Genomic DNA, 13,242 nt, shown 5'->3' with positions numbered 1-13,242 from the left:
GTTAATGCAGCTGGTGCTTCAGGTCCGATAGTTCATCGTGGACCTTGAGCACGGCGCTCTTCATTTCCGGCGTCACGCTGGCCGCCGTGCCGCATGCCCGCTTGGCGCGATCGCCCAGCGATTCCATCTGGTCAACGGCTTGCCGGATGCGCGCATCGTCCTGCGTGTCGATGGCTTGCCGCACGGCGTTCTTTTGCTGGTCCAGCTGGTTGATGCAATCCTTCAAGTCCATGGGCATGCCCTGCTGCTTGCCGCACAGCTGGGCCGCCTGGCCGATCGCATGTTCAATGGCGCCAAAGCGCCGTGCCACTTCCTTTACCTGCATCATGATGATCTCCTGTTCGCGTGGTGTCCGGGGTTGGATCACCAGACTGGCGCAGGGTTCCCCGCCAGCCGCCATGGCATCGAAATTTCCACACGGCACTTTTTTGTAAGCACTGGTGACATTTTAGATAATTATCAAATCCTTCAGATACATTGGCGTACCTGAACCATCATGCCCTCCATGACCTCGCCAACTACCCTGCCCCGCCGCGCTCCCGGCCTGCTGCTGATCGTCCTGCTGCACCTTGGCTTTGCGTATATCGTCTTGCAGTCGCGGCCCCGCGCCGTCATGGACGAACACTTGCCGCAGGGCCCGGCCATCGCCTGGCTGCGCCACACGCTCCCGGCGCCGCCCAAGCCGCCCCCCGTACCGTTGCCCGAGGTAAAACCGGCCGCCGCACGCCCGCCGCGCCTGCCCGTGCCGGCGCCCGTCAGCCGCCCCTTGCCCGTTCCCGCCGCCGAGCAGGCGCCGGCGCCGGCAATGCCGGAAGCGATCACGCTCGTCGCGCCGCCCAGCGCGGCCGACATCCTGGCGCAAGCCAAGCGCGACGTGGGCAAGATCGACAAGGATTTACGCAAGGAATTCCCGCAACGGGGCGGGGAGAAATTCGACGACACGGGCTTCAAGCGCATGCAGCAAGGATTTGCCGAGGCCTACGCGGCCGTGCCGCCGAAATGGTATGAAGCGTCAAAGATCGAGGAAATCGGCGCGAATGAGGCCAAGGGCAGCCGCACCTATAAAATCACCAGCGCGCTGGGCACCCTGTGCGTGACCACGCGCGCGGGCAAGCAGGGGGAAACGATGATCGGCATGTGTCCCAAATAGCTGCCTCAGCCCACTGCTTCGCGCGCGCCCAGCGGCTGCAGATGGCGCAGGCGCAAGGCGATCAGCACGCCGCCGCCCAGGCACAGGCCCAGCATGACGACCACGCCCGTCCAGCCGTCGAAGCCCCACATCATGCCCGAGGCGGAGCCGATCAGGCTTGATCCCAAATAATAGAACAGCAGATAGAAGGCCGAGGCCAGCGCCTGCGGCGCGCGGGCGCGGCGGCTGACCCAGCTGCTGGCGATCGAATGCGAGGCAAAGAAGCCGAAGGTGGCCAGCGCCATGCCGATGACGATCAGCGGCAGCGAGTCGAACAGGGTCAATACAATGCCGGACAGCATTACCGACAGCATGATCCACAGCACGCCCCGGCGCCCCAGGCGATCCACCAGGCGGCCCGCCCAGACGGAGCTGAAGATGCCGATCAGGTACAAGAAGGCCAGCAAGCCGACCGTGCTCTGGCGCAGGCCGAAGGGCGCGGCCAGCAAACGGTAGCCGATGTAGTTATACAGGCTGACGAAACAGCCCATCAGCACGAATGCCAGGCAAAACAGCCACGGCAAGCCCTTATCCGAAAAATGCTGCCTGATCGCGTGCGGCAAGGCATTCCAGCCCTTGGTGCTGGGCACGAAGTTCTTCGACGCGGGCAGGCTGCGCCAGAACTCGGCCGCCGCCAGCACGCCGGCCACGCCCAGCACGCCCAGGGCCCAGCGCCACGACAGGAAATCGCTGAGCATGGACGCCACCAGCCGTCCCGACATGCCGCCAAACGCGCTGCCGGCAATATACAGCCCCATCGACAGGCCCAGGGACGGGCCTTCGATTTCCTCGCCCAGATAGGCCATGGCCACGGCCGGCATGCCGCCCAGGGCCACGCCCAGCGCGGCACGGATCGCCAGCAACTGCGCATAATCCTGCGCAAAGGCGGACAAGATCGTCAATATCGCGGCGGAAAACATCGACGCCACCATCAGCGGCTTGCGGCCCACCCGGTCCGACACCGCGCTCAGCAGCACCAGCGAGATGGCCAGCAAGCCGCTCGACACGGACAGGGACCAGCTGCTTTGCGCCGGCGTCAGATGGAACTGGTGCGACAGCAGCGGGAACAGGGGCTGGATGCAATACAGCAAGCTGAAGGTGGAAAAGCCGCCAAAGAACAGCGCGCGGTTGCTGCGCTTGAATTCGATGGAACCCTTGGCGATGGCCGTGCGGGGAGCGGGAGCGGCAGGCGAAAGCGCGGGAGTGGCGGCGGAGGCATAAGCGAGCGATGAATCAGACATGGCCGTGTTCGGGAAAGAAGCGAGTCTTCATCTTAGGATTGCCAACTCATATCGTCCAATATATATTTAAGGCCCAACTCATACTTTAAAACGATTACTGGACGAATATGGAACTGCGCCACCTGCGTTACTTTGTCGCCGTCGCCGAGGAGCTGCACTTCACGCGCGCGGCCGAGCGCCTGCACATCGGCCAGCCGCCGCTGAGCCAGCAAATCCAGGCGCTGGAAGCAGAATTGGGCGCGCAGTTGTTCGAGCGCAACAAGCGCTCCGTGCGGCTGACGCAGGCGGGCACGCTGTTCCTCGACGATGCGCGGCGCATCCTGGCCCTGTCGGAACAGGCGGCCGTCACGGCGCGGCGGGCGCAGCGGGGCGAAGCGGGTGAATTGCGCATCGGCTTTACCTTTTCCACGCCGTTCACGCCGTATTTCGCCACCGTCATCAACCGCTACCGCCAGCTCTTTCCGCACGTCACATTGACCCTGCACGAAATGGCGACATTGCATCAGCTGGAAGCGATCTCGGGCAGGACCATGGACCTGGGCTTCGTGCGCCCGCCGGAAACGACGTACCCCTCCGATATCAAGCTGACGCAACTGCGGCAAGACCCGCTGTTCCTCGTGCTGCCCGTCGCCCACGCGCTGGCGGCCAAGGAGGCCATCGCGATTGCCGACATGGCGGGCGAAGGTTTTGTGATGTACCCCAAGGATGCGGGCACGGGGATTTATCCGCAGATCTTTCGCCTGTGCAAGGCGGCCGGCTTCGTGCCCCAGGTGGCGCAGGAAGCGGGCGAGGCGTCGACCATCATCGGCCTGGTGGCGGCCGGCTGCGGCATTTCCGTGCTGCCCGCCTCGTTCGACCGCATCCGCATGGATGGCGTGTGCTACCGCCCGATCGACGACCCGCAGGCGACGACCAGTCTGTTATTGGCACAAAGGGAAGAAGAAACGTCGCCGCTGGTGGCGGCATTCGTGAAACTGGCCGAGGAAGCGGCGCTGGAAGGGGGAGCGTAGGCCGGCAGGCGCCGGCCTACGTACTGCATTTACTGCATTACGAGTAATCGGCATCCAGCTCCGAACCGGCGTAATTTTCCAGGTCCTCGAACAGGCTCTTCATGCTGGCCCGCGTGAGGATTTTATGCACCACGGTGCAGCTGCGGCGGTACGAAGCGATGCGGTCGAGCAACACGGGATGGTGCTGCACGGGCACCTTGGCCACCAGGGCGGCCCAGCCTTCCTCGAAGTCGGGCTTGTTCTTGCGCACGGAACGCACAAAGCGTTCGAACTCCTTCTGCCCCGTGCGCGCGATGACGCGCCCGCCGCCTTCGATGGCGAAGATGATGGCCAGGGCGATGACGCCCTCGGCATTCAGGTCGCTGTCGCTGACGGGGCCGTTGTCATGGTGGCGGCGCAGCCAGCCGGCCAGGCGCACGACGGCTTGCACTTCCTTGCGCTGTTGCAACTGCAACGCATACTTTTCATAGCCGGCCCAGTTCTGGTTCGGGTCGGCCTGGCAAATATCGATGAACAGCTCGCGCAGCCGGCGCTGCAGGTAGACGGGGTCCTGGTCGTATTCGCCGACGAGGGCATCTTCCGGCAGCTGCGACAATTCCTTGATCAGGCGAAAGCCCACCTGGAATGCGTGTTCGGCGCCGTGCTCGACGAGGAAATCGAGCGCGGCCTGGTCGCCTTCATGCGTGACGGCCTGTTCCAGGCCCAAGGACACGCCGCCCACCGTCAGGTACAGCGCTTTCTGGATGCCGTCGGCCGTGCGCTCATTCGTGAACTTCTCGGCCACCATGGCCGTGATGCCCGTCAATTCATCGGCCAGGTTCAGGGCCGCGTCTTCGCGCGGGTCGCCCGGCAACAGTTTGATGGCGCGCACCAGGCGCGGAAGATTCTCTACAACAATTGCTGGCAGCATTAGTCGTTCCCTGCTTTCATTACGAGAAAATGCCCGTGCCCAGGCTGCGGCGCGTGCTGGAACGCGGCGCGCTGCGCGTGCTCGGCACTTGCTTGCGCAGGCGGTACAGCAATTCCTTGGTACTGCGCTGCAACATGGTCGGCTCTTCGTCCGGGTCGTCCGAGTATTCCGCGTCGGCCAGGTCGGCGCTGTGGCGGAAATCGGGGAACAGTTCGAACAGCGAGCGGTCCCAGCCGTCTTCATTCGCTTGCGCCAGCTCGATGGCCAGCGGCACGACGTCGTTGTCGGACGACGTCACGCCCGTCACGTACGGCCCCTTGATGACGATCTCGCCCGCCACTTCGAGGATTTCCTTCGGCGCCATCGAGAACAGGATGGCGAACGCCGTGGCGCCCCAGTCGGTGGCGGACGCTTCGAGCAGCAGCTCGCGGCGGCGCTCGGCGTCGTCGGTGGAAAACACGACGCCGTGGATGTGCGCGAACAGGGCTTCGGCGATGCGTTCCGGATCGTCCTCGATCTGGTCGTCGCTCCAGGTGGCGGCGATGAAGGCCAGGCTGTCGGCCCAGGCTTTCGGCGGCACCAGCAGGGTGGCCAGCGACATCTTGCCGCCGTCGAAGCCGGCCAGGTGCAGGGCCGTCACTTGCGGCGGGATGGCATTCAGCACTTCCACCACGGCAAGATCGCCGTACTGGTCGGCCGCGTCGGCAAACGCCTGCTCGGCGTGGCCCAGCGAACCGGACAGCACCAGCTCCGTGACCTGCTTCGTCAGCGCGGGAAGATTGCTTTTTTGTTCATTGTTATCGGCCATGGTCATCTCCATCCTGGTCAAACATCTGGGCGAAATCGTCGGTCGCTTCGTCTTCATCGTGCTCGTCGTCGCCGTCGTCATTGGCGGCCAGCTGGTCCAGCGACTGGTCGTCGTCGTCCCACAGGCGGGGATTCTTGTGCAGGAAGGCCGTGATGATGGCCTGGCGCGCCAGGTCGGGGAAGCTTTCCTCGATGGCGGCGTACATCTTCGCCGCTTCCGGCGCGGCGCAGGCGGCCATGGAAAACACGCGGGCCGTATCGCCGAACTCGTAGTCTTCGCTTTCGGCCAGCAAGCCCTTCGGGTCGCTGAAGGTGATGTGGTCGACCAGCGCGAAGGCCAGCATGTTCACGTCTTCGATGCCGCCGCCGCTCGCGTACTCGCCCACCAGCGCGTCGACCATGCTTTTATAGTTCTTGCGGTTCGGCGGGTCGCCGAGGATGCCTTCGATCTGGCCTTCCAGCTCGCGCGACTGATACGCGAATTCAGGGTGTACTCTTCTCATGCTGTGCTTTCCAATGTGATGCGCGGTACTTTTACATAAAGGCAAAAGCACCATTGTTTGTTGTTTTTCAAATCATTCAGGCTGGCCGGGCAGCCGCCTGCAGGCTTAGTCAGCAGGCAGAACGGTGCCATGCAGGCGGAACACGCCGCACCACAGGGCATAGGCTTCCGCTTCCGGATCGATGATGATGCGGTGGTTCACGCTCTGGTCGTATTCGGCGCGCTTGGCCGGGTCGGCCAGGATTTCATACGCCTTGGTGACGCTCTTGAAGCGCGCCTCGGCGCCGGGGGCCTGGTTGCGGTCGGGGTGGAAGCGCATGGCCAGCGAGCGGTAAACCTTCTTGATTTCATCGTCGCTGGCATTGGGCGCGACACCGAGGACGTTATATAAATTTTCCATAAAAGGCTCCGGGGTCACGTTTTTCTACTAATTAAAGGCGAATTATCCTATAGAACGGCGCCCGCGTCGCTTGCATGCTGGGATATGGGGGCAAATACGTGCTTATAAAGCGCTTGCGGTACGGTAAAATGCTTTTTACTGTCACTCTTCCGCATTGATCAATGAGCAACGATAAACCGAATAACGCCGCGCCGGCGCTGGCGCCCAATTTCTTGCGTAACATCATCGAAGCCGACCTGGCTGCCGGCGCCCATGTGCGTCCCGGCCTGCCCCAGGTGATCACGCGTTTCCCGCCGGAGCCGAACGGCTATCTGCACGTGGGCCACGCCAAGTCGATCTGCGTCAACTTCGGCCTGGCGCGCGATTACGCCGGCCAGTGCAACCTGCGTTTCGACGACACCAATCCGGCCAAGGAAGAGCAGGAATACGTCGACACCATCATGGACAGCGTGAAATGGCTGGGCTTTGACTGGGAACCGAAGCATGCCGATGGCCAGAGCCACCTGCACTATGCGAGCGACTATTTCGACCAGTTGTACGCGATGGCCGAATACCTGATCACGGCCGGCTTCGCCTATGTGGACAGCCAGAGCGCCGAAGACATGGCCGCCAACCGGGGCAATTTCGGCCAGGCCGGCAAGAATTCGCCATTCCGCGACCGTCCGCGCGACGAATCGCTGGCCCTGTTCCGCGCCATGAAGGCGGGCCAGTTCAAGGATGGCGAACACATCCTGCGCGCGAAGATGAGCGAAGATGCCATGAGTTCGCCGAACATGAACTTGCGCGACCCGGCCATCTACCGCATCCGCCATGCGCACCACCACCGCACGGGCGACGCCTGGTGCATCTATCCGATGTACGACTACACGCACCCGATCTCGGACGCGCTGGAAAACATCACGCATTCGATCTGCACCCTGGAATTCCAGGACCACCGCCCGTTCTACGACTGGCTGCTGGAAACCCTGTCCGCCGGCGGCTTCTTCCAGCAACCGGTGCCGCACCAGTTCGAATTCTCGCGCCTGAACCTGACGTATATCGTCACCAGCAAGCGCAAGCTGCGCCAGCTGGTGGAAGAAAAAATCGTCGACGGCTGGGACGATCCGCGCATGCCGACCCTGGTGGGCATGCGCCGCCGCGGCTACACGCCGGAAGCGATTCAATTGATGTGCGAACGCACGGGCGTGACGAAATCCGACGGCTGGATCGACTACAGCGTGCTCGAAGGCTGCCTGCGCGAAGACCTGGACCCGAAGGCGCCCCGTTCGGTGGCCGTGCTGCGTCCGTTGAAACTGATCATCGACAATTTCCCGGAAAACGACAGCGTGGAATGCACGGCGCCCGTGCACCCGCACTTCCCGGAACGCGGCTTGCGCACCTTCCCCATCTCGCGCGAGCTGTGGATCGAGGAAGACGACTTCATGGAAGTGCCGAACAAGGGCTATTTCCGCTTGTATCCGCCGATCGAAGACAAGCCGGGCAGCCGCGTGCGCCTGCGCTACGGCTACGTGATCGAGTGCACGGGCTTTGACAAGGATGCGGACGGCAAGGTCATCGCCGTGCATTGCAACTATTTCCCGGACAGCAAGTCGGGCACGGAAGGCAGCGCCAACTACAAGGTCAAGGGCAATATGCACTGGGTCAGCGCGCCGACGGCCATTCCCGCCGAAGTGCGCCTGTACGACCGCCTGTTTACGGACCCGCAGCCGGACGCGGGCGGCAAGGACTTCAAGCTGGCCTTGAACCCGCTGGCCAAGGAAGTGGTGCAAGCGTGGCTGGAACCGGGCGCGGAACTGGCCCAGCCGGAACAGCGCTTCCAGTTCGAGCGTCACGGCTATTTTGCGGCCGACCGGGTCGACAGCCAGCCGGGCAAGCCCGTCTTCAACCGCATCGTCACCCTGAAAGACAGCTGGCAGCCTGCCAAATAAGGGCTGGACGGCACACGAAAAAACCGCTGCGGCGGTTTTTTCGTTTCAAGGAGAAATATTGCCTGTTGACTATATTCACGATAATTTTGTATATTAGGCAGCTATTGAGCAATTTGCAATTTCGATAGTCCTTGTGCAACTGAGTACAGCCACCACCACACAGGCGGCACCCGATTCCTCTTCCTGATGCGGATGGCGATGTCTTCTACTGCCGGCGAACACCCCTTAGCTGCTGAAAAAAGACCGCTGTGGCTGTTCGGCTTTGTCGTGTCGACGATGGTGGGCCTGCTGTTCTACATGGCCGCTTCGCTGTCGATCGAAAGCGATGCCAGCGAACAATTCAACAATCTGGCGCGCAACACCCAGAAAAACATCGAATCGCGCACCAAGTCATATACCAACCTGCTGCGCGGCACGGCCAGCCTGTTCCAGGCCAACGAACACGTGAGCCGCGAGCAATTCCACCGCTACGTGGCAAACATCGCCCTGCAACAGAATTACCCGGGCGTGATGAATCTCAATTACAGCCGGGAACTCGATGAGACGCAGCGGGCCGCCTACGAAGCGGCCATGCGGCGCGACTATCCGCCCGGGAGCGACGGCTATCCGGCGTTTGCCATCCACCCGCCCGGCCCGCGCGCCCAGTATTCCGTGCTCGTATACATCGAGCCGATCGCCAGCGCCCCGGAAAAGTATGGCTACGACATCGCCTCGCGCCCGCAGATCGCCGAAACGCTGGCGCAGTCGCGCGATTCCGGCCACATCAGCAATTCCGGCGTGCCCGTACCGATGGACGGCCGTCCCCAGCTGACGGGCATGGCCATGCGCCTGCCCGTGTACCGCTTCGGCATGCCCGTCGATACGGTGGAGCAACGGCGCGCGGCTTACCAGGGTTCCGTCGGCATCGGCTACGACCTGGTGACGATGATGCGCAGCGCGCTGGCCGACATGCCGGTACGCAACGTCCGCCTGACCCTGTTCGATATCGGCCCGCAGGCGCTGCAACAGCGGGACGTGCCGCTGCAGTTGCCGCACGACATGCGCCCCATCTTCGACAGCACGGCGGCGGGCATGCATGCGCCATGGTGGCAGCCCGGCAGTTCGGGCCGCTACCTGAGCAGCACGCTGCTGATCGAGCACAATGGCCGCGCCTGGCAAGCGCTGTTCAGCGTGCGCAAGAGCGACCTGTATTCGCGCTTCGACGCCTTCCTGCCGTGGCTGGCCCTGCTGATCGGCTTTGCCAGCACCATGCTGCTGTATGTGCTGTTCCATACCCTGGCGTCGTCGCGCCGGCGCGCCATCCAGATGGCGACGGGCATGACGGAGGAGTTGCGCGCCAGCCAGATCCGTCTGCAACTGTCGCACCAGAAACTGCGCCGCCTGGCCGCGCACGCCGACCAGATCAAGGAAGAAGAGCGCAAGCGCATCGCGCGCGAAATTCACGACGACCTGGGACAAAACCTGCTGGTTCTGCGCATCGACGCCGACATGCTGGCCTCGCGCACGCAGCGCCGCCACCCGCGCCTGAACGCCCGCGCCCGTTCGACCCTGGAGCAGATCGACGCCACCATCAAGAGCGTGCGGCAGATCATCAACGACTTGCGCCCTACCGTGCTGGACCTGGGCGTGAATGCGGCCGTCGAATGGCAGGTGGCGCAATTTCGCCAGCGCACGGGCATTGCCTGCGAAGTGAGCGAAAGCCATGACGACATTTGCCTCAGCGACCAATGCGCGACGGCCCTGTTCCGCATCCTGCAAGAGTCGCTCAGCAATATTTCCCAGCATGCGAATGCCAGCCGCGTGCAGGTCAAGCTGGAAAAGTGCCGCGATACGGTGTCGATGAGCGTCAGCGACAACGGCGTGGGCGCGGCCATCGACGGGCGCAACAAGCTCGGTTCGTTTGGCCTGGTGGGGATAGAGGAACGCATCAAGTTGCTGGGTGGTACTTTTTACATCGAAAGCAGCCCCGGCGCTGGCATGAGCGTGCACGTCAGCGTGCCGCTGGGCGCGGACGCCACCGCGTTTCCCTACGAGGAAGAAAGCCGGGCCAGCGGCTGACAGGCGCGCCCCCGCATGAATCAAGCTCAGCTTGCATATTTCGTAATTAGATGCAATATTGATGTAGAACAACTTAGCGCCTGCCCGCCAAGGGCAAGGCATTCCTCGACTATTTGCCAGGAGTACACACCCGCCGCTTTCCCTTGTTTCACCGTATTTCCCACAACGCTCTTTATCAAAGGACATTCATGGATACGAACGACAGTTTCAAAGCAATTGCCGATTTGAATTTGGACGCGATCAAGGTCAAACTGATGCACCGGGAGTCAGGCGAAGGATGGAGTCTGGAGAAGGCCAACGCGGTGGAATTCGAATACCGCCGCTTCCTGATCCTGATGAAACAGTTTCCGCAAGAAGAGACGGCGCCCTTGATGGACGTCGACACCTTCTGGCACTACCACATCCTCGATACCCTGAAATATGCGGCCGACTGCGAACAGGTGTTCGGCTACTTCCTCCATCACTTCCCCTACATCGGCTTGCGCGGCGAAGACGACGAAGCGGCGCACCATCGCGTGGGCGAGCGCATGAAGCAGTTGTATGAACAAACGTTCGGGGAGGACTATATCCGCGCAGAAACTGCGTATTCGGGGCGCGCCGTACAGGCGGCGTATTCGGGACGTGCGGTGCAGGCGACGGCTTACTCGGGCCGAGCCGTGCAAACGGCGTTTTCCAGTGCGGCGGTGCAAGCGACGGCTTACTCGGGCCGGGCCGTGCAAACGGCGTTTTCCAGTGCGGCGGTGCAGGCGACGGCGTATTCGGGTCGCGCGACCGGGGCTGCCAACACCGCATTTTCCAGCGCCCCTGCCTCACTGGCCGCAGCGGTGGTCAAGTCGTCCTCGACTGGCCTGGAAATGGGGCGTTTCTATGTCGATCGTCCGGTGCTGAACCGCGACCCGCAATAGAAAAGCGGAAAACAGATGTGGCTGCCGCACGCGGCAAGCCTGACGTACCCAGACGGCACCTCTCAGTTTGCCGTCTGTCAGGCGCTCTTAGGCAGCCATCAACTCGCGCAGTTCACGAATGCTGAAATCGCTGATTTCATGCATGCGGATGAGGATCGTGGCGCCGATCGGCAAGGTATTGTGACGAATCTTGCTGATGACCGGTGGCGCCACTTCCAAGGCTCGCGACAAGGCAGCATCATTTTTCAGTTGCAGCTTGTCGATGATCGCATCGAGGACGCGATTCGGGTTGTAGGTAGGCAAAGAGGTAATTTGTTTGAGAGACATGATCGAAAATCCGTACTTGTTGTATTAGAGCAAAAAGAAACCGAATGTCTCTTCTGCAATAATTCAGGGTAAACACACTAAAAAGCGCCATCACTTATGCGGCTTTTACGCCGCAAACAATATAATACACGCTATTGTTGATTTTTGCGTAACTTAACGCAAAATTGTGATAATTGAAGAGAATTGACGCACTTGGAATGTGCTAGAGGATAACTCAAATCGGAAAAATTTGCTGCAAGTCATCAATTTTTACGATGAGCAACACCGCTATGCATGAGCCAGGCTATGGCCATGAGGGCGCTCAGGCGCGCCATTTCCGCAGATAAATGCCAGCCTTGCGCGGCCACGCCGGCCGGAGTGGCAAGCGGGCAAGTACCCGAAACGGCATCCACGCGGCACCAGGCCAGTTGCCGGCGGATTTCATCGGGTGGCGGCGGCGGCTGCAGCGCACGTTCGCGCCGGCGCATATAAGCGCGTACCTGTTCCTTGCTGGGGTGACTCGTAGCTCGCATGGCTCGCTCCTGCTGACGGAAAACAGCGTCACGCTATGCAGAGCCCGTCACAAGAGCCCAGACGCGTGACGACATTGCTCACCATATCGCCAGCGCGCCATGACGCGTTTGCGCTGCGTCAAAGGTCACGGCCCCGGTGTTGCGCCGAGGCCCGTACTGCGCCATGGCCCCGACGGCCAGGCCCACGTTCTTATTTCTTTTGCTGGCGCACGCGCTGCTGCTGCTTTTCCTGCGTTTGCTGGCGGTTCTGCTTGCGCTCGAACAGGGTGACCGCATCTTTCTTGGCTTGTTCGACGGTACGCATTTCCTCATGCGCATCGTGCGGGACAAAAAATTCGGCGTCCTGCGCCGCCACGACGAGCTTGATGGCGGCCTCGTCGTCGAGATCGTACAGTTCCGTCAGGACGGTGGTGACCTCGTCCAGGTATTCTTCGTAAGTGAGGGTGCTCATGCTGTAGTCCTTAAGTGAGTGGCGCAGCGCGGGAACGGCGCGCTGCGCGCCGGCCCAGCAAAGTGCGCAGATAACCGGCCATTTTACCCGATGCCGGCGCCATCGGCTGCCATCGCCTGCAAGGCATCGGCCACGCGCGCGTAGCGCAGGCGCACGCCCAGCTCGTGCTTGAGGCGCGTATTGCGCAGGCGGCGCGATTCGGACATGAACGACAGCAACATCGGCGTGACCACTTGCCGCAGCTCGGCACGCGGCAGGCGCGGCGGGCGCGGCAAGCCGAACGTATCGGCCACGGCATCGAAATACTCCGCCATCCTGAGTTCGCTGTCATCGCTGGCGTGATACACGCGTCCCGGCTTGCCCCGCCACAAGGCCCGCTCGATGACGCGCGCCAGGTCATCGGCATGGATATGGTTGGTGTACACATCGTCGCTTGCCGCCAGGGCCGGCGTGCCTTCGCGCAAGCGCTTCAGCGGCAAGCGGTCTTCCGCATAAATGCCCGGCACGCGCAGGATGGCCACGCTGGCGCCGCGGCGCGCGCCCCAGCCGCGCAAGACCTGTTCGGCGTCCACGCGCCGCTTCGCGCGCGCATTGCCCGGCGCCGTCGGCCGCGTCTCATCGACCCAGGCGCCAGCGCAATCGCCATACACGCCGCTGGTGCTCACATACACCATGCGTGCATGCTCGGGTAAAATGGCGGCCAGATTGCGCGTGCGCCGGTCCAGCAAGCCCGACGACATGGGCGGCGCCAGGTGCACGACCATCGTCGCCAGTCCCGCCAGCCGTTTCAGGCTGGCGCGCTCGTCGAGGTTGGCCACGATGGGCACGGCGCCGGCCGCCCGCAACTGCGCGCAGCGCGCCGGCTGGCTGGTGACGGCAAAGACGCGAAAGCGCGCGCGCAGCAGGGGCAGCAGCCGCATGCCGACGTCGCCGCAGCCCAGGATCAGCAAGCGCGGCAAGCCTGACGGCTTGCGCAAAGAGTGCATTAACATATTTTTCATC

15 protein-coding genes are annotated in these 13,242 nt (G+C 62.4%); 5 read left to right on the top strand and 10 right to left on the bottom strand.

Translation table 11 applies throughout. The features are described from left to right. Position 1: 1 nt before the first annotated feature. Entirely contained in the window at positions 2-328 is a 327-nt protein-coding gene (locus BZG29_RS07100) for a hypothetical protein (RefSeq protein ID WP_070257487.1), read from the bottom strand. Positions 329-496: 168 nt separating this feature from the next. Between BZG29_RS07100 and BZG29_RS07095 the strand changes: the two genes are divergently transcribed. Next, entirely contained in the window at positions 497-1,150 is a 654-nt protein-coding gene (locus BZG29_RS07095) for a hypothetical protein (RefSeq protein ID WP_077400524.1), read from the top strand. A 5-nt stretch (positions 1,151-1,155) separates the two neighbouring features. Here the strand turns inward: BZG29_RS07095 and BZG29_RS07090 are convergent, their stop codons facing one another. Beyond that, entirely contained in the window at positions 1,156-2,430 is a 1,275-nt protein-coding gene (locus tag BZG29_RS07090; RefSeq protein ID WP_253192811.1) for an MFS transporter, read from the bottom strand. Positions 2,431-2,537: 107 nt separating this feature from the next. Between BZG29_RS07090 and BZG29_RS07085 the strand changes: the two genes are divergently transcribed. Continuing rightward, positions 2,538-3,440 carry a LysR family transcriptional regulator gene (locus BZG29_RS07085; protein ID WP_077400521.1) on the top strand — a complete coding sequence of 301 codons (903 nt, stop codon included), beginning with the start codon at positions 2,538-2,540 and terminating at the stop codon, positions 3,438-3,440. 37 nt (positions 3,441-3,477) lie between these two features. Here BZG29_RS07085 and BZG29_RS07080 read toward each other — a convergent pair whose 3' ends face one another. From BZG29_RS07080 to BZG29_RS07065, 4 genes are all read right to left on the bottom strand, one after another. Beyond that, the gene (locus BZG29_RS07080) at positions 3,478-4,350 is read right to left on the bottom strand and encodes a hypothetical protein (RefSeq protein ID WP_077400518.1); all 873 of its coding nucleotides are present in this window, start codon (positions 4,348-4,350) and stop codon (positions 3,478-3,480) included. A 19-nt stretch (positions 4,351-4,369) separates the two neighbouring features. Continuing rightward, positions 4,370-5,158: a hypothetical protein gene (locus BZG29_RS07075; protein ID WP_070257483.1), complete on the bottom strand. Its 789-nt coding sequence runs from the start codon at positions 5,156-5,158 to the stop codon at positions 4,370-4,372. Then, complete coding sequence (locus BZG29_RS07070; RefSeq protein ID WP_034781751.1) at positions 5,148-5,660, bottom strand: hypothetical protein; 513 nt, start codon at positions 5,658-5,660, stop codon at positions 5,148-5,150. Before BZG29_RS07070 ends, BZG29_RS07075 begins: the two co-directional genes overlap by 11 nt. A gap of 105 nt (positions 5,661-5,765) precedes the next feature. Then, a complete protein-coding gene (locus tag BZG29_RS07065) occupies positions 5,766-6,059 on the bottom strand; it encodes a DnaJ domain-containing protein (protein ID WP_010395442.1) in 294 nt (97 codons plus the stop codon). Positions 6,060-6,220: 161 nt separating this feature from the next. Here BZG29_RS07065 and BZG29_RS07060 point away from each other — a divergent pair, with 161 nt between their 5' ends. From BZG29_RS07060 to BZG29_RS07050, 3 genes are all read left to right on the top strand, one after another. Continuing rightward, positions 6,221-7,987, top strand: coding sequence for a glutamine--tRNA ligase/YqeY domain fusion protein (locus tag BZG29_RS07060; protein WP_077400514.1), 1,767 nt, complete (start codon positions 6,221-6,223; stop codon positions 7,985-7,987). Positions 7,988-8,185: 198 nt separating this feature from the next. Next, positions 8,186-10,045 carry a CHASE domain-containing protein gene (locus tag BZG29_RS07055; RefSeq protein ID WP_253192810.1) on the top strand — a complete coding sequence of 620 codons (1,860 nt, stop codon included), beginning with the start codon at positions 8,186-8,188 and terminating at the stop codon, positions 10,043-10,045. 188 nt (positions 10,046-10,233) lie between these two features. Beyond that, the gene (locus tag BZG29_RS07050; RefSeq protein ID WP_077400511.1) at positions 10,234-10,950 is read left to right on the top strand and encodes a hypothetical protein; all 717 of its coding nucleotides are present in this window, start codon (positions 10,234-10,236) and stop codon (positions 10,948-10,950) included. Positions 10,951-11,037: 87 nt separating this feature from the next. Here BZG29_RS07050 and BZG29_RS07045 read toward each other — a convergent pair whose 3' ends face one another. The 4 genes from BZG29_RS07045 to BZG29_RS07030 form a co-directional block, all read right to left on the bottom strand. Continuing rightward, on the bottom strand, positions 11,038-11,277 hold the full coding sequence (locus BZG29_RS07045) for a hypothetical protein (protein ID WP_029496207.1): 240 nt from the start codon (positions 11,275-11,277) through the stop codon (positions 11,038-11,040). A gap of 242 nt (positions 11,278-11,519) precedes the next feature. After that, positions 11,520-11,789 (bottom strand): hypothetical protein, encoded by a 270-nt coding sequence (locus BZG29_RS07040; RefSeq protein ID WP_077400508.1) that lies wholly within the window; start codon positions 11,787-11,789, stop codon positions 11,520-11,522. A 190-nt stretch (positions 11,790-11,979) separates the two neighbouring features. After that, a complete protein-coding gene (locus BZG29_RS07035; protein WP_034759943.1) occupies positions 11,980-12,240 on the bottom strand; it encodes a hypothetical protein in 261 nt (86 codons plus the stop codon). Positions 12,241-12,323: 83 nt separating this feature from the next. Further along, entirely contained in the window at positions 12,324-13,241 is a 918-nt protein-coding gene (locus tag BZG29_RS07030) for an SDR family oxidoreductase (protein ID WP_077400505.1), read from the bottom strand. Position 13,242 lies beyond the last annotated feature (1 nt).

Source organism: Janthinobacterium sp. LM6, assembly GCF_002002885.1.
GTDB classification, from domain to species: Bacteria; Pseudomonadota; Gammaproteobacteria; order Burkholderiales; family Burkholderiaceae_D; genus Janthinobacterium; species Janthinobacterium kumbetense.
This window is presented reverse-complemented; position numbering and strand designations above follow the sequence as displayed.